Origin of the sequence: Citrobacter amalonaticus (assembly GCF_037053465.1) — a bacterium.
GTDB classification, from domain to species: Bacteria; Pseudomonadota; Gammaproteobacteria; order Enterobacterales; family Enterobacteriaceae; genus Citrobacter_A; species Citrobacter_A amalonaticus_H.
This window is the reverse complement of sequence record NZ_JBALIF010000004.1, coordinates 207,593-224,540: the sequence shown is the minus strand read 5'-3', so window position 1 is coordinate 224,540 and position 16,948 is coordinate 207,593. Positions and strand designations below refer to the sequence as shown.

17 protein-coding genes are annotated in these 16,948 nt (G+C 46.9%); 12 read left to right on the top strand and 5 right to left on the bottom strand.

All coding sequences use genetic code 11. The features are described 5' to 3' along the window. Nucleotides 1–733 precede the first annotated feature (733 nt). Entirely contained in the window at nt 734–1,516 is a 783-nt protein-coding gene (locus WB371_RS08785; protein ID WP_336219685.1) for a winged helix-turn-helix domain-containing protein, read from the bottom strand. 568 nt (nt 1,517–2,084) lie between these two features. Between WB371_RS08785 and WB371_RS08780 the strand changes: the two genes are divergently transcribed. Continuing rightward, nucleotides 2,085–2,819 (top strand): helix-turn-helix transcriptional regulator, encoded by a 735-nt coding sequence (locus WB371_RS08780; RefSeq protein ID WP_420704040.1) that lies wholly within the window; start codon nt 2,085–2,087, stop codon nt 2,817–2,819. A gap of 20 nt (nt 2,820–2,839) precedes the next feature. Continuing rightward, complete coding sequence (locus WB371_RS08775; RefSeq protein WP_336219684.1) at nt 2,840–3,151, top strand: hypothetical protein; 312 nt, start codon at nt 2,840–2,842, stop codon at nt 3,149–3,151. Between the two features lie 28 nt (nt 3,152–3,179). Here WB371_RS08775 and rcnR read toward each other — a convergent pair whose 3' ends face one another. Then, a complete protein-coding gene (gene rcnR / locus WB371_RS08770) occupies nt 3,180–3,452 on the bottom strand; it encodes a Ni(II)/Co(II)-binding transcriptional repressor RcnR (protein ID WP_192613352.1) in 273 nt (90 codons plus the stop codon). Between the two features lie 120 nt (nt 3,453–3,572). Between rcnR and WB371_RS08765 the strand changes: the two genes are divergently transcribed. The 6 genes from WB371_RS08765 (at nt 3,573) to WB371_RS08740 (ending at nt 11,225) form a co-directional block, all read left to right on the top strand. Beyond that, nucleotides 3,573–4,460 (top strand): nickel/cobalt efflux protein RcnA, encoded by an 888-nt coding sequence (locus WB371_RS08765; protein ID WP_336219682.1) that lies wholly within the window; start codon nt 3,573–3,575, stop codon nt 4,458–4,460. 852 nt (nt 4,461–5,312) lie between these two features. Then, on the top strand, nt 5,313–5,843 hold the full coding sequence (locus WB371_RS08760) for a fimbrial protein (protein WP_336219863.1): 531 nt from the start codon (nt 5,313–5,315) through the stop codon (nt 5,841–5,843). Nucleotides 5,844–5,895: 52 nt separating this feature from the next. After that, a complete protein-coding gene (locus WB371_RS08755; protein ID WP_336219681.1) occupies nt 5,896–6,654 on the top strand; it encodes a fimbria/pilus periplasmic chaperone in 759 nt (252 codons plus the stop codon). Continuing rightward, nucleotides 6,635–9,190, top strand: a complete 2,556-nt coding sequence (locus tag WB371_RS08750; protein WP_336219680.1) for a fimbrial outer membrane usher protein — start codon at nt 6,635–6,637, stop codon at nt 9,188–9,190. The genes WB371_RS08755 and WB371_RS08750 overlap by 20 nt, the downstream gene beginning before the upstream one ends. Before the next feature lie 6 nt (nt 9,191–9,196). Continuing rightward, on the top strand, nt 9,197–10,534 hold the full coding sequence (gene stbD, locus WB371_RS08745) for a fimbrial usher protein StbD (protein WP_336219679.1): 1,338 nt from the start codon (nt 9,197–9,199) through the stop codon (nt 10,532–10,534). Beyond that, the gene (locus WB371_RS08740) at nt 10,500–11,225 is read left to right on the top strand and encodes a fimbria/pilus periplasmic chaperone (RefSeq protein WP_336219678.1); all 726 of its coding nucleotides are present in this window, start codon (nt 10,500–10,502) and stop codon (nt 11,223–11,225) included. Before stbD ends, WB371_RS08740 begins: the two co-directional genes overlap by 35 nt. A 15-nt stretch (nt 11,226–11,240) precedes the next feature. On the opposite strand, the gene WB371_RS08735 is transcribed toward WB371_RS08740, so the two are convergent. Together WB371_RS08735 and yjdI are read right to left on the bottom strand one after the other, a co-directional pair. Continuing rightward, nucleotides 11,241–11,513, bottom strand: a complete 273-nt coding sequence (locus WB371_RS08735) for a GNAT family N-acetyltransferase (RefSeq protein ID WP_336219677.1) — start codon at nt 11,511–11,513, stop codon at nt 11,241–11,243. Nucleotides 11,514–11,524: 11 nt separating this feature from the next. After that, nucleotides 11,525–11,755, bottom strand: a complete 231-nt coding sequence (gene yjdI, locus WB371_RS08730) for a 4Fe-4S mono-cluster protein YjdI (protein WP_336219676.1) — start codon at nt 11,753–11,755, stop codon at nt 11,525–11,527. Between the two features lie 586 nt (nt 11,756–12,341). On the opposite strand from yjdI, the gene WB371_RS08725 reads away from it, so the two are divergent. Both WB371_RS08725 and WB371_RS08720 read left to right on the top strand, forming a co-directional pair. Then, nucleotides 12,342–13,187, top strand: coding sequence for a transcriptional regulator (locus tag WB371_RS08725; RefSeq protein WP_336219675.1), 846 nt, complete (start codon nt 12,342–12,344; stop codon nt 13,185–13,187). Next, entirely contained in the window at nt 13,180–13,686 is a 507-nt protein-coding gene (locus WB371_RS08720) for a hypothetical protein (RefSeq protein WP_420704036.1), read from the top strand. The genes WB371_RS08725 and WB371_RS08720 overlap by 8 nt, the downstream gene beginning before the upstream one ends. Nucleotides 13,687–13,706: 20 nt before the next feature. On the opposite strand, the gene WB371_RS08715 is transcribed toward WB371_RS08720, so the two are convergent. Beyond that, nucleotides 13,707–13,952 carry a hypothetical protein gene (locus WB371_RS08715; protein WP_336219674.1) on the bottom strand — a complete coding sequence of 82 codons (246 nt, stop codon included), beginning with the start codon at nt 13,950–13,952 and terminating at the stop codon, nt 13,707–13,709. A gap of 590 nt (nt 13,953–14,542) precedes the next feature. Between WB371_RS08715 and WB371_RS08710 the strand changes: the two genes are divergently transcribed. Beyond that, nucleotides 14,543–15,166, top strand: a complete 624-nt coding sequence (locus WB371_RS08710; protein WP_336219673.1) for a DNA-binding protein — start codon at nt 14,543–14,545, stop codon at nt 15,164–15,166. A gap of 941 nt (nt 15,167–16,107) precedes the next feature. After that, nucleotides 16,108–16,713, top strand: a complete 606-nt coding sequence (locus WB371_RS08705) for a tyrosine-type DNA invertase (RefSeq protein ID WP_336219672.1) — start codon at nt 16,108–16,110, stop codon at nt 16,711–16,713. Nucleotides 16,714–16,948: the final 235 nt, after the last annotated feature.

Here is a 16,948-nt window from a genome sequence, read left to right as displayed (position 1 = left end):
TACAGGCGATCACACCTCTTTGTAGGCCCGATAAGCTTGCGCCATCGGGCATTTCACGTTTGTCAGGTTTTGCCGGATGGCGGCTGACGCCTTATCCGGCCTACAGGCGATCACACCTCTTTGTAGGCCCGATAAGCTTGCGCCATCGGGCATTTCATCGTTTGTCAGGTTTTGCCGGATGCGGCTGTCGCCTTATCCGGCCTACAGGCGATCACACGTTCTTGTAGGCCCGATAAGCTTGCGCCATCGGGCATTTCATCGTTTGTAAGCTGTCTCAAACGGCTACTCGCTGTTTCTGCACAACAGCGACGGCGCGCCAACGGTCGTAAATGCCCACCCCTCCTGATACCGCTTAATCAGTAACGAGAAAGAGGCGTTCTCGGAAAGATAAATTGTCGGTAACGACCGATGTCCTTGCTTATCGTCTAAGTTATCGGAAGGAAATCGCACAAGGCGACTTGAATCAATAATATAATTGTCCCGCATCGGATGGTAACGAAAGTAAATTATCCGGCTAATTTTATATCTCTGATCATTTGGCGTAACCAGATCGCCAGTAATAGTAGCTATCCCCTGATTATTGAGCATCTGATACGCCACATCGCCGCTGAACATCTCATTATTAATTTCCCATACCACTCGTCCCTGGCAATCAATTCCGCCCTTGTTCTTATGGGAATACCAATACCCTCCCCCGGCTATTATCACAATGAATAAAACGGCCGCTACTATTTTAATTTTTATCATTAATGGAATACCAGGTTGTACATTTTGTGGAAGGATTCTTTCTTATATCCAACTGACAAGCTACCGCTGCAATATTCTTCGCGCTACTCATTCCAGAGAGAAAGACATAATTATTATTCTGACAAATAGTTTTATGTCGGGTGAGAAAAACCGCATAGTGTTTATTTAATGTCTTCTGGCCTTTCAAAAGAATAGTACAGGATGAAAAAGAAGTCGCATCAATAATCGTGTATGCTGAAAAAAGGGATTCCGCTGTTGGATAAAACAGCCCAAAAGAAGCCCCGGCACCGATCAGTAATATCGACAAAACAAGCATTCCCGCCATGAGCATTTTTCGCGAAAACCGTGTTTTGGGCCGCGTTTGAGCCATGTCATCACGTGCTTCTGGCTCCTTTTCAATCTCATTCACCGTGTTAGTTTCAACACGTTGAATATCAGCCGTTATCACCATACCGCGGCGGGCCACTGTTCTAATCAAATCTCGCGGCAAACCGACTTCTGTTAACGCATTTCTCAGCATCAACACTGTCTGGTATAACGTATTGATGGAAGTGATATTATTTTTCTCTCCCCACCCGGCTTCCACAAGGCGGGCTTGAGGAATAACAACCCCACAATTTGTAATGAGATATAACAGAATAAAACTCGCAGGGTTTTGAAGTATTACACTTTTTTCGGTAATTTTATTCTTTAATGTTCGGTCACTCGGGTGAAAGTCAACCAGGTTATTAATTGTGTATATTGTGGTGTGTGGGTACTTCTCAGGCACTGGGTGCATTCTCGCATTAAAATGATGAATGTTATGCTACAAAAATCTTAAACAGAGATCACTAAATATATAGAGATTATGTCAGCGCGATCAAATCGCAAAAACAAAAGTTCTTATAAATCAATAGATTTTCAATCAACAAAGATCTCATATTCTTAATTAAGACCATTTAAGGTGCCTCATCCCTCCACTCTTATTATTATTGCTCCACGTCGAATAAACGACCAAACAGATAAATAGTATTACTCAATAAAAGACAAAGCATTGTTACAAACATCTCAGACGATTTAACATAAGCACAACTTTTTGCCATTAATGCTATTTACAGATAAAACTTAAACATTTTTGCAATATAGATTTTCCTGGTGGTTGTTACAAAAATCCTGGAGGTATTTTTTTTAAGCGTCGAATCGTGAACAACATCACTGAAAATAACCTAAATTGATAGAAAGGAAATGTTCCTGAAAAAGGGCTATTAAGAATAATAGCAATAGTGAATTTTTAAGATTTCCTCTCTATCAAAGTTGCATTTTGTTGAGTATTGACATGTTTTAAAACGGATGAAATTATGAAATCATCTACGGATAGGGAGGCTCTCAATATGGGGCTGGACGTTAAATTAAAGAATTTGACATGCAGCAGTTGCACTTTGCATTGCAAAATAATGCCAGAAAAATCCCCCCGCTTACAGTACTGTGCCAATGCCTGTTTTTGCATGTGGCCAGAAGAAAGCGTTTATTTCAATAAAGGGGTTATTGAAGGTATTTTAAATAACAATCACAACGCCAGACTGAGTGGTTATATTTTTGTGGATTTCTCTATCAGCTTTTTACGCCTGTTTTTGGATAAAGAGTGGATAGATTATCTCGCCAGTACCCGTATGGGGATTATTTTGATTAGCGATCGCAATATGCAGTCGCTGGCAAACTACTGGCGTAAAAATCATCCTGCGGTTTCCGCCATCATTTACCATGATGATGGCCTGGACATCGCGAATGAGAAGATCCGTCAGGTCTTTATCGGACGACATTTGTCGTTTACTAAAGGCAATACATTGACGCAGATGGAGTTCACGATTCTGGGGCATATGGTCGCAGGCAGTAACCCGCACCAAATCGCTCAGACGCAGGACATGGATATCCGCAGCGTTTATGCCTACAAACAGCGCATCGAAAAACGAATGGGTGGACGAATAAATTCGCTATTTATTCATTCACATCCAGTCTCCAGCGATATGTCATCTTATTCGCTGTTGATAAAAGAGGCGGATGGTAACGCAGTACATTTGCAAAGACGCAGATGAGTCCAATAACAGGGAACGACATGGACAAGATATATTCACCAGGATATTACGAAGAAGAAACACGGGCGTTGAGTGCGGTACTGCTCTCGCTCTTTACGGCACGAAAAGAGTTAGCTTTCAATGAACTGGAGCGCTCTTTGCAAAAACTTGCGTTCCCGCCTGCGGTTCGCAGGCTGTGCGAAGAAGCACTGCAAAGCTACTGCGACGACGAAACCGATCGAACTTATGCAAGGGCGGTATGCTGCCTGTTGCATGCGCTGGAATCCATCAGCGGTTACAAGCACATCGAACGTTACATTGCCCAGCGAAACCTCGCCACAGTGTATTGCTAAGAATTCCAGGTCGGGACACCGTTCCCGGCTATTTTATATACGAATCCAGTACTTTCAGGATCACATCCAGATCCTCTTCCCGCTTCACTTCATCGCCCTGATGAACAATGTGCTCAGTCAGATGCCCTTTTATCACTTCCCGCATTAGCCCGTTCACCGCTCCACGTATCGCGGCGATTTGCTGCAAAACAGCAGCACATTCATGGGGTTCGTCGAGCATTTTTTTCAGTGCCACAACCTGCCCCTGAATTTTGCTGGTACGGGCTTTGAGTTTTTGTTTATCCCGAATTGTGTGTGACATCACAACACCTCATTAACACAAATCTCTGTGAATTATAGCATTACGTATCTACTGGGGGGTAGTATTCAGTACTGGGGGGGAGTAGAATCGGCAAAAATTGCACAACTAAGAATCATTATCATGGGTGAATTTTCTACGCTTCTTCAGCAGGGTAACGCCTGGTTTTTCATTCCCAGCGCCATTCTGCTCGGCGTGCTGCACGGGCTTGAGCCAGGTCATTCTAAAACGATGATGGCGGCTTTCATTATTGCCATTAAAGGAACGGTTAAGCAGGCTGTGATGTTAGGTCTGGCGGCAACACTCTCGCACACAGCGGTGGTCTGGCTCATCGCGCTGGGAGGGATGTACCTCAGCCGCGCGTTCACCGCACAATCCGTTGAGCCCTGGCTACAGCTGATCTCCGCCTTCATCATCCTGGGCACCGCAACCTGGATGTTCTGGCGCACATGGCAGGGTGAGCGTAACTGGCTCACCGATATGCAACATCACGACCATGACCATCACCATGGCCAGCATCATGATCATCACCATCATGATCATCACCATCACCATCACCATCATGATCACGACCATCACCACGATCACCCTATGCAGGAAGGTCTGAGCGAAGACGCCAACGAGTACCAGGACGCGCATGAGCAAGCACACGCCCGTGACATCGAGCGCCGCTTTAACGGCAAAGCGGTGACCAATGGACAAATCCTGTTGTTTGGCTTGACCGGTGGGCTTATTCCCTGTCCGGCCGCCATCACCGTTCTGCTGATTTGTCTTCAGTTAAAAGCATTTACCCTGGGCGCAACTATGGTACTCTGCTTTAGTCTCGGTCTGGCCATTACCCTGGTCACCGTAGGTGTCGGTGCCGCCGTCAGCGTCAATCAGGTTGCTAAGCGCTGGAGCGGGTTTCATACGCTTGCACGCAGAGCACCCTATTTTTCCAGTCTGCTGATCGCGCTGGTTGGCGTCTACATGGGCATCCATGGCTATATGGGAATCGTCCACGCCTCCTGAAAATGCGTTGTTGATGCACAGCGCACGCCGCTGTGCTCATTAATCTTTCCAGAAATCCCTTTCCTTCCCGATTTCAATGTTAAATATACGTAACTTGAAATCATAGGCTGACCGGCACCGTCATTGTTCAGGAAAAAATGTGGAGAGATCTCGCCGCCAGAGGCGCTTTTTCTCAGAAGAAAAGGTTGTGAGCAGGCAGAAAAATACCAAAAAATGAAGAGTATCAATTGCAGATGAAATTTTTTTTGCCTGTTTTTTGATATCGATCGGCCTGAATTTATTGGAAACAAGACCACTAAGTTTCCAAAAGAGAAAGAGTAATGAAGGAATGTTCTTAGACCGATGCGCTCTCGTGAAAACGTTAACCTGACGAACTATCCAATTTTACTTATCTTTTTAATGCGCATTTCTATAGTTCAACAATCAGTTAAACAAAAATAAGGGACCGTGCTTTTTTAATATATCAATATTAATAACGTAATTATCTAAAATTCCTAATAAAGTTAACATCGATCTATTTCCAGAATTCAATAGGCGCGGGCTATCACGAACATTATATCTGTTCGTTTTAAACGATTTTCCTCTTTGCAAATATTGTCGGTAATATCCGGGATGAAAAATAAATGGATAAATAAGGGAAGACTTTACGTCTTACCTCAAAATATGACAGGCACCCTAACGGTATGCCTGATACAGGTATTCTTTTCTTTATAAGAAAATTACCAATAATTACGCCTGCACTATTTTGTCCCGATTCCAGCACAGAGTCATCACCACAAATGTCCCTGCGCATGGAAGAACCTTGTACTGGCAAGGTAAATCAACATAACTGATAAAAATGGAGTTTGAATGATGACCTTAAATCGTGCCTTTCTTTCGGCGCTGGTAGCCTCTGCGCTTTTTTCAACAAATGCGCTTGCCTCTGACAATACCATTACTTTTATGGGGGAAGTGAGTGACGAGACCTGTTCAATTTCAGTGAACGGTTCAGATGCCTCGCCGGTCGTGCTCCTGCCGACCGTAACTGCTACGGAGCTGAAAGACAATCAGGTCGCGGGCGCAACGACGTTTGATGTCGGGGTGAGCGGTTGTACTGGTTCGGCGTCCGGGGTGGAAATTTCAACGGTTTTCGTTGGTAACAATGTCAGCTCCAGCGGAAACCTCACCAGCACAGGCTCCGCGCAGGATGTTGAGATCCAAATCCTCAGCACCAGCGGAACTGAAATTGACTTCCGCAATGCCTTTACCGGCACTGGCGACCTCTCTCTCAAGGCGAACGAAACCTCGGCGAGCGCAACTTATAAAGCCCAGTATTTCACCAGTGGTGCTGCCACCACCGGTACGGTTCTGGCCTCCATGCAATATGCGGTGTCTTACCAGTAAAAGCAGTCCTGGCGGGAATGTACTCCCGCCATCCACATTCAGGGAAAATATTATGCGTACTGTTCATCATCATCGCCGTCTTTTTTCCGGCTGCCTGCTTCTCTTTTTTTTCGCCTGGTGTGGCTACGTGAATGCCAGTATTACGATGACAGGAACGCGCATTATTTATAATGGTTCAGCGAAATCGACAGATGTGCATTTAAAAAATAAAGATGCAATTCCTTATGTCGTACAAAGCTGGTTCGATAGCGGCAATATGGCCGATGGGCCGGAAAAGTCTGCGCAGGTCCCTTTTATCGCCACGCCTCCGGCATTTCGGATTCAACCCGGCGAAGGACAAATTATCCGTATTGTTTATACCCAGGGGAAAGCATTACCGCAGGACAGAGAGTCATTATTCTATTTTAATTTCATGCAGATCCCCCCCGCCAATAGCGGGCAATCCACCAGCAACACGGCAAAGCAGAACAGCCTGCTCATTATGCTACGCAATCGCGTCAAACTTTTTTATCGTCCAGCAGGATTAGCGGGTGACCCACAAAAAATGCTGGAGAACCTGCAGGTCCAACGTATTAGCGAGGGTAAGGGATTTGGTATCACTGTCAAAAACAATCAGCCCTGGTATGTCACGGTCGCAGCACTACAACTTAACGGTTCGACAGAAACGTTGCGCCCAAAAAATGACATGATTTCGCCTTTTGCCAGCGAAACCTTTCATTTCCCACGCACCACTGACGCTGACAAACAGCGCGTACGCATCACCTTGATCAACGATCAGGGAGCACGCATCAGTGCTGACTATCCGCTTTAACCTCTTCGTCGCGCCCCTGATTAGTCTGGTATTCGTCCCGGCAGCGGCGCGTGCAGAGTACTATTTTGATCCGGCGCTTTTACAGGGTTCCGATGTTGGCAAATCACTGGATCTGAGCCGCTTTAATCAGCAGGACAATATGCTGCCGGCTGGTAAGTATGTGCTTGATGTCTATCTCAACAACCAACTGATTCGCCGTCAGGAATCCATCACGCTGGTTAAACCGGAAAGTGAAAACGCCAGGATCCAGCCGTGCCTGTCGCCTGAGCTAATCGCTGCCAGCGCTATTCGTACAATGCAGAAGGTAATTTCGGCCCGTTGTTTGCCCATCGATGACCTGGGGCAGAAAATCAGTTGGGATGTGGATGTAACCACGCTACGCCTGAACTTGGTTGTTCCCCAGGCCGGTCTGCTGCACTCACCGCGAGGGTACATTCCGGTTTCTGAATGGGATGCCGGAGAAACGGCGCTGTATCTGCGTCATAACACCAACTTCTACCATACGGAAAATACAGACAGTCATCTGCGCTATGACTATCTGTGGAGCAACATTAACGGTGGAATCAACCTGGGCCTGTGGCAGGTTCGCCACCAGGGAAATCTGCGCTACGCCGATGACAACCAAACGGGCAGTCACTACAAATACAATGCGGTTGCCACCTCGGTGCAACGGCCTCTGCCACAGATAGACAGCATTATTGCCTTTGGTGATAACTATACCAACAGCAGTCTGTTTGGCAGCCTGTCTTTTAACGGCGTCAAACTCAGTACCGATCAGCGGATGTGGCCGCAGGGTAAACGGGGTTACGCGCCAGAAGTACGGGGAGTCGCAGCGACAACGGCTCATGTAGTGGTGCGCCAGCAGAGAAAAGTCATCTATGAGACCACCGTCGCGCCCGGCGCCTTTGTGATTAACGACCTGTATAACACTCGCGGTCAGGGCGATCTGACGGTGGATGTCGTGGAGGCAAACGGGCAAATCTCGCGTTTCACCGTCCCCTACTCCGCCGTGCCGGACTCGATACGCCCCGGTAACTGGAACTACGAACTGGCGATGGGCTATGTCCGCCAGTACTACAGTGTGGAAAACAAATTTGCCGAAGGCGTTCTGCAACGTGGCATGAATAACCTGTTAACGGCGAATATGGGGGCGCGACTGGCGGACGATTATCAGGCCATTCTCGCCGGTGGGGTGCTGGCTACGTCCGTGGGCGCCTTCGGTTTAAACACCGTGTTTTCCAGCGCGCACGTGGAGAATGACGAGAAACAACAAGGCTGGCGCGTCGAAGCTAGTTACAGCAAAACCTTCACCACCGGCACCAACCTGGTGCTGGCGGCGTATCGCTATTCCACCAGCGGTTATCGCGATCTTCAGGACGTGCTCGGTGTGCGCCGTCAGGAGAAAAACGGTACGGCGTACTACTCCGACACCCTCAATCAACGGAATAATTTTTCGGCGACCATCAGCCAGCCCATGGGCAACTGGGGCATGTTGAGCATGACGGGCAGTACGTCGGATTACTACAACAACGCCTCACGCATCACGCAATTGCAACTCGGCTACAGCAATAGCTGGCGCGATATCAGCGTTAATATCAGCGCCGCGCGCCAGCGGAGCACCTATTCCAGCCGCTATTTCAACAGCGTGAATGACCGTGATTTTGATAATGCAAGCCAACGTAAATACACCGAAAACACCGTTTCACTGGGGATCTCAATTCCCTTCGATTTCAGCTCCAGCCGCTCGCAAATCAATCTGGACATGAACCGCAGTCGCGATAGCCGGATGGCGACAATCGGCATGAGCGGTGCGACGGGGGAAAAAAGCACCACCTCATGGGCAGTCTATAGCGGTATTGAACACAATAATGACAGTGGCGACAGTTCCACCTGGGGCGGGAACATTGAACATCGCACCTCTGTTGGCGCATTTCGCGGGTATGCCTCAAGAGGCGAAGGTTATCAACAGGTTGGACTGGGCATGTCCGGCACACTGGTGGCGCATCGTGGCGGACTCACCGCAGGTCCTTATACCAGCGACACCTTTGCACTGGTGGAGGCCGTCGGCGCACGCGGAGCGACAGTGCGTAACGGCCAGGGTGCGACAGTGGATAGTTTTGGCTACGCTATCCTGCCTTCATTAACCCCTTATCGCTACAACACCGTCAGTCTCGACAGCCAGAACATGGACGATGACGTTGAACTTCAGGGCGGCAGTAAACGCCTTGTTCCCTATGCAGGGGCCATTTCTCGCGTGACGTTTGCAACAACACGCGGCAAAGCGACATTAATCAATACAACGTTGCGTGACGGCAGCCTGCCGCCGATGGGCGCGGATGTCACAGACAGCAACGGCGAAGTCGTGGGCATCATGGGGCAAGGCGGACAAATCTACGCCCGCATTGCCGCCCAGTCTGGCGTGCTGTTCGTGAAATGGGGGAACGCAGCCACACAACAGTGCCAGGTCTGGTACCAGTTGCCCGCGAACACTGACGCCCCGCTTTATCAACTCACGCTACCTTGCCGCCAGGAGTGATGACTTATGAAATGTACTCTCTTTCTCCCGTTGCTGGCGATCGGTAGTCTGCTGGCGATGCCTGCATGGTCTGCCTGTAAAAGGGTAACTGTTGCCAGCGACCTTTCCCAGGCGGCGAAAGACGCGGGCTATATCGGTGCCAGTTGGGGCGGGGTCGGTGATGCTGAAGTCAAAGGCAAACTGGGATTACCCGGCGTCATCACCTTAAGCAACGGTACCGGGTTTCAAAGTGAAGGCACGCTGCTCGCCAGTTCAACGGCCAGTTTTGTGCCCAACGGACGTACTCAGGGCGTCAACGCCAACCAGATTTACTTTCGCTGTGATGTCTCAGAAATAGGCAAAGTGTATGAGTATTACGCCACCAACGGTGATGATGCCTGGGGCGGAAGAGAAGCGGTACCGGGTATTGACGGCGCCTACTACACTTACGTTAAAAACGTCGCGGTGCGACTGACCAACCTGAAAACCGGGCAATACTATTCGCGCTTCTGGAAAACGCGCCTCATCCCCGAAAGTGAGATGTTCAACGACGGCACCTATATTTACATCCCGGGAAGCGCCTTTAGTGATGTTTTTGTCGAATTGATACGGGTCGATGACAGTTCGATGGGGGTAAACGGTTCGAATCGCTACGGCTACACCTATGCAGGACCGGCGGGCTATATCGCTTTTCACGGCGGAGGCATGAGTTCAGGGCTGTTCGATGGCGCGGACAGTAAAACCAACTACAGCGGCTGGGGCTCAATGCAGTGGCCTGGCGGATGGACGCTCACCAGCCAGAGTTACTTTGTTCGCGGCGCCACCTGTCGGATCGACGACTATCCCGCCATCGTTCGCCTGCCGCCGGTTAGCGTCGGTGAACTGAGCGGTGGCGGCACAGCGCAGACCCCCTTTAACATCACTGTCGAATGCGAAACTGGCGCAACGTCTGGCACCGCAGCCTCAACCACGACCAAAGCAAATGTGGCAATGGGTTTTCTGGTCAATAACCCAACGGCCGTCAGTGCCGCAAATCAATTGGGTCTGAATACCGGTTCAGGCGCATTGACCTGGCTGCTTGATAACCATTACGGCACCCCTGGCGTCGCCTCCGGCGTGGGCATTCGCATTTACAGCGAAAAGCTGGGAGGCACAGCCATCAATCTGTTGCCAAACCTGACGACAACCGCGACGGGCAATGCCGGAGGATGGTACGGCTACACCGATTTAACGACCAAAACGTCAAGCGGCTCGACTGAATTTTACACGGGTGAATTCATCGCCTCGCTGGAAGCGATCTCCGGCGAAGCGATCACAGCAGGAACGGTTTATGCGCAACTTCAGGTGGTGGTTAGTTTTCAGTAGTACCTGGCTGCTGAGTATTCTGGTATTCCCCGCTTACGCGGTGGTGAATACCGAAGTGACTCGCGTAATCTTTAACGCCGGTGAGAAAAGCAACTCGCTGGCGCTGATCAATTCGCAACGGCAACCGGCGCTGGTGCAGGTCTGGACCGATAAGGGAAATCCGTCCAGCCAGCCTAATGACGTGGTAACCCCCATCGTCGTCCTGCCGCCGGTATTTAAAATGCAGCCCGGCGAACTGCGCAGCGTTAAGCTGCAACTGACCGACACGTCAGCGCTGCCGCGCGATCGTGAAACGCTCTACTGGCTGAATGTCTATCAGATCCCTCCCATGACCCGGAACGACTCACAGATCGCGCAAAAAGTCGTACTGCCATTACGCATCCGGATGAAGGTTTTTGTTCGCCCAATGGGTGTCGGTCCTTTGCAGGAAAGCGATGCGGAAAAACTTCACATTGCATATCGTGAATCGCAGAAACAACTACGAATCAACAATTCCGGGCCCAGGCATATCACGCTTGCCGGGATAAGCTGTGAGGCGGGCAGCGCAAGCGGTGTGATGATCGCACCGCTTTCCACCTTGTCGATTGCGCTGGAGGGCAGTGGCGCGACCTGTACGTCGGTGCGCTATGAGGTCATCAACGATCACGGCAACCACTGGGCATATGAAAAAAGGGTATCGCGCATGCCGTAGCGTGAGCTGGTACTATCAGGCACGGATATCGTCATACCCACGGGTTTTATCAAACTCGTGTTTGGCGAAGGGACAGAGCGGAATAATCTTTCGATTCTCACTGCGCATCTTTTCCACAACTTTCGCGACCAGTTGTTTTCCCACGCCCTGCCCTTTCAGACTTTCATCCACATCGGTATGTTCGATGATGCTTAAATGCTCACCTGTCGGAACGAATACGATTTCGGCGACCTGATTACCCTCTGCATCGTTCACATAAAATTTATTGTGACCTTCGAGTATTTCCATCTTTGCCTCACTTATTTATGACGATATTGCAGCGCCCCACTGGGGCAAGTATCGATAACCTTGATAACCGTTGAAACGTCCACTTCATCAGGCATAATCCAGGGCTTACGCTTCAGATTGAAAAGTTTGGCGCTGCCGCGCACACAATTTCCGGAGTGCTTACAGATTGCGGTATTGAAGTAAACATCAATCTTCTCGCCGGTATAAACACGGTAACCCGCTTCTTCAAGTTGCTTATCCATGACATTGCCTCGTTTTTACATTTATGCACTAAGCATAGCGCGTGAGTCTTCCCCTTCTCCACATGAATATTGAATGAGTAAGCCCTCAGTATTCGTACCTTCTTAAGCTGAAAAAATTTGATATAAGAACATTTACGGATTTTTATCCCAAAATTAATTATAATTAAGGAATTAAAATCCAAGCAAATGATTTTTCTTATGTAGAGATAAGACATTATTCAAAAAATTGATTTAAAGAAACGTAAAAGCAGTCAAATAAATTCACAAAGATAACGTTTTAATGAATAACGGGAAAATCGGTTCTTTAACTCATCTTAAATGACGCTTTTAGAAACAGATCGTCAATTCCGTCTTCTGCACTCTGTTGCTAGTCTGCCATTAACGCAACCGGGATATCAGAAGAACCCGATTTGTTAATGAATTGCATTAATAAATATGCGGTTATGTGAAACCTTTGGATAAAGACCATGAGTTTCATACATTAAATGTCACACTGTATTCATATATATGATATGCAAGGCTGTGTTCAAATTTTATCTACACTTAAGTATCTGTTTTAATAACCTTCGCGCACCATGAAACATATATGTACTGGATAATTAACGACAATATAGAGTTCAGACCTGACAGTAAAAGGTTAATTTCAGTCACTAACCCTGAACTTAACGTCGTGCTGACCACGCCTGCCAGCCGGTGTCTGTTGCTGCTGCTCGACGCCTCCCCGGACGTGGTCACGCAACAAGAATTCTTTAAAAAGGTGTGGGAAGACGAAGGCATGCTGGTTCCGGCGAATACGCTATACCAGAATATCTCTATCGTTCGCCGCGGTTTACGCGCCGTGGGTGAGACGGACCAGATTCTGGTCGCCACGGTTCCGCGTAAAGGGTTTCAAATCGATAAAAGCGTCAAAATAACCCGGGTTGCAGCCAATCAGGTGACCGATACTCACACTGCGACTCTGCAAGGCGAAGATGAACTGGACGTTGAGTACAAAGCGGCAATCGAGAAGCCGTTTACATCGGTCGTCACGCCTCCTGCACAAAGCCCGGCATCCCCCCACAAAAGCAAACTGTCCCATTTCGGGATGATCTTTGCGATGGTTGCGGCGTTCATTATTGGCGCAACCGGCGTACACTTTTTCTGGCACATTATGGATACACACCCATTCTTCGCTGATTATACCTTTATCGAACAGGATCAAGGTTGTCGCTTTTATACTAAGGACGACAGCCATGATAACAAAAACAACTTTTCCCGCTTTAAGTCCTTAATACTGGGATCCGGTCTTGACTGCAAAAAATACCCCTGGGTGTACTTCCCGATGTCGAAAACCGCGCCGGGTTTAGCGGTTCTGGTCTGCCGCAAGAATTACCTGACGTCTCAGGTTGCGGGTTGCATCACCCTCTCTTTTCGTGGGGTAGACAGTGAATAAAAAAACAATAATCACCATCAGTACACTATGTTTATTCGCAGGTGCAGTCGTTGGTGCGATTTACAACATATTTATGTATAAATATTACGATAAGCAGGAGTGTTCGACTTCACTTGTCGTCTACAACAACAACGTGCGCGCCAATATCACCCTGAATTTCATGTATTCCCTTGAAAATAAAAACGGCATCGTCGCCGTTAGCGGAACGTATCTTGAAGATAATAAGCTGAAGGGACGGATCAGAAGAGATGTCGCCTACGACTGGACTGAAAATCAGGACTCATATCACTTGCACTCAACCCGAATCAATAAGTTCGACATTATTGAGACCTTACCTGATGCGTTGCTGGCAAACATTCTGCCTGACTTTTATGTTTATCCTAATGAAGAGGTCAGTTACACCATTCTCAATCAGGGTATCCACGGTTTTTTATTTACAATTGGTACACGCCCGCTTTTCTACTGTGCTCGCCAGGGTTCATTACCTCTTCAGCCCTGACGTTTTCAGGGCTGAAACGTTCAAACGCGTACATTTTCTTCCAATAAATTCTCTTTAATTAATAACAGATCGTTAATTTTAATGCCTCCCAGCTTCTTACAGGCAATATTACGATAGGTGTAAACACGCTTCGGTGGCAATGACAACGATTTAGCGATCAAATTAATATCTTTACCCTCAAGAGATTCCTGGATAATAATTTTCTCAACGCGACTCAGTACTTGATTTATCGTTGCCTTACGCTTTTTCATGTCAACCAGACGCATAATAGTCGACATTAGTTTTGATAATGACTGTCGCGCATTGATAATCATATCAGCATCACAAATAAGATTACCTCTGTATTAATTTAGTAAAATCATAAGCTTGCATTTGCTATTGAGTTTTGAAATCTGGCGCGCGCAGCATTTATTATTCAAATGGAGATGTAAAATGACCGTATCGTCGAAAGTTAATTTTTCAACAGGCAGCTGATGAATGGTTTCTTTCTTGATCTCTATGTTTACGTCTTTTGCTAATAAGACGATCCCTTTTTTCAAGTAATTATTATTGCTTATAATATATATAGCCATGATATCATTGCCGTATTAATAATTTATTTTTCATCTCGCGTATTGCCTTGTTAAACTGCCGCAGAACAAGACAGGGTAAAATTCTATTTGCCAGCAAATAAATAACGTAATGAAATAGTCTTAACTGGCATGATGTCTATAACCATCTGAAAATAATGAAGTTAAATAAAGTTCTTAAGCGGTTTTAAGCCTGAAATGGGGCGTTTCCCTCTGTATTCTGCGTCTTACTCTATGCTATGTTGTGCCACAAGCGAACATGCGCGGCGGATGAGAAAGGAAGATAAATGGCCAGGCGTATCGATTATCTGATTGAGAAATATCAGTTCACCGAAATCAACGAGTCGCCACGAATTACCGGACAATGGATTGATGTGCTGGCTGAGTGCCAGCAAGAAAAGGCCGGTGTTGAAGAAAGACTCCGCATCGCTTTGCTTAATGTCGATTACGTCACCAGCTTCGAACTTCCTTTTCGTTTACTCCTGACCCGTACGCCGCAATTGATAGATAAACTGCGTAAAGAATTTTCGCTGACGCAGAAAAATGTCCTGATCAATGAAAAGCGACGCGGCCAGGTATACAGCATCAGTGCTGACCTCAGTCATGTTCCCGACGCCTTCCGCTATCGTCTGTCATCACGTATTCGCCGCATGGATGAACAAACGATCACCACAGCAGCCTATCAACATGTCGCCAGCCAGGTAAAGCACCCTGAGGAGCGTTTACGGATGGCGCTGGAGAGTGGCTTGCAGGTCAACGCCCTGGATGGGCTGTTCTGGTTTGGGCTCCAGCGTATTGCCGCTGATATTCAGCGATTGCGCGCCGCGGGAATGTCTGTTCAGGCATCGGATGTCGAGGTGTACGATTCGTTAACGGGGACGGTCAGAACCGTGACGGCCTATCATCTTTAATGCCGATGAGTGGACGCCTTGCTCTTCATTGAGTTAACACCGGGACAGCATTATTCAAAGGTATGTATTTCACTCTCTGAAACTGGAAAACAGAATCACCGGTGAGTTCCAGTAAATACAAGAAAATACCAGAAGCATATAACAGGTATGTGGACAAAAAAGCGTACATTCTCAAGAACCGCGCATTTATGACACTTTTTACTCAGCATATTAGTTTCCAGCGTTATTATTTCCTCATTTTCGTGCGTATGTTGCAAAACATCCACTCATATTCGTAATCTAATTTCAGGCTTAACTTTCCCCTGCGCAAAATATACCCACAACATACCGCTCCCTGAGTGTAACCAGGAATCATCCTGGTTCCTTTGAAATAGGTTTCCCGTACCCAAAATCAGTTATTTTATTTATTATTGCTATTCTCATGATGATTTTTGCAGTATGGTTTAATCATTGTTGTAGTTTCACAGTGAATGCTAGCGAGGTTCTTATTGTTTTTCGTATACCTTGCCTGCTTCTTACACTATATCCCGGGCATTCATCCATTTTCATAGTGGAGCACACGATAACAATGAGATCAAAACTCTTTCTACATAATCCATTTTGTGAAGTCGACCGCAGGAACGTTTGAGTTCCTCATTTGAAGAGGGAAGAATAAAAATGCTACTACGACAAATAAAACTTCTTTTATTTTAGCAAGATACGTCATGATTGCACTGAGGACAAGGAGACTTGTCGTCAGAAATGGCACTCTGTCATGGTGCATCAATATATCACCGTTTTCACGACACGGTTGAGCACTTCAGGGGCTGTAACGCGTTGCTAATGATTAACACCTGGTGCATGGTGCTATTCGATAATGCATTAAACCCGGCTCAAACCATTCCATTGGATTAATGGTAATCAGCAGAACACTTGCACACCTGCTTCAAAAAGGGAATCGAATGAAAAACAGAGCCGATGATAAAAAGAGAAACTTCCTGACTCAAAATGAAATTGAGTCACTTCTCAAAGCAGCAAACACAGGACCACATGCTGCCCGCAATTACTGCCTGACATTATTGTGTTTTATTCATGGATTTCGTGCCAGTGAAATCTGTCGCCTGCAAATTTCGGATATTGATATTAAATCAAGATGCATTTATATCCATCGACTGAAAAAAGGATTTTCGACCATGCATCCTTTATTAACTGAAGAAATTACGGCCCTGAAGAAATGGCTGACTATTCGCACTTCTTATCCACATGCCAACAGCGAGTGGTTATTTTTATCACGAAAAGGGAATCCACTTTCTCGCCAGCAGTTTTATCACATCATTTCAGCCTCAGGATATAATGCCGGATTGTCGCTGGAGATTCATCCACACATGCTTCGTCACTCATGCGGTTTCGCTTTAGCCAATATGGGAATTGACACCCGCCTTATTCAGGACTATCTCGGTCACCGTAACATTCGTCACACCGTATGGTACACCGCCAGTAATGCTGGTCGATTTTACGGCATCTGGGATGATGCAAAGCTCAAACAACGTAATGCTATTTCACTGTGATTGTGCAACACCATGGACGGTGTAAAAAATAGTGGGTGCTGCAAATCATTAATTAAACTTAACCATAAATTAACTATGATTATTGTTCACACATGTTCTAAGCTGTGTTCAAATTAAACAACATTATTATATCCCTGCAATAACTCTGGATATCATTTCTATCAGATTTTCACCCGTCACGCCTCATCCCGTTGAAAATATCACCACCTTTAACTTTTTTTCTTTTAAATTTAAA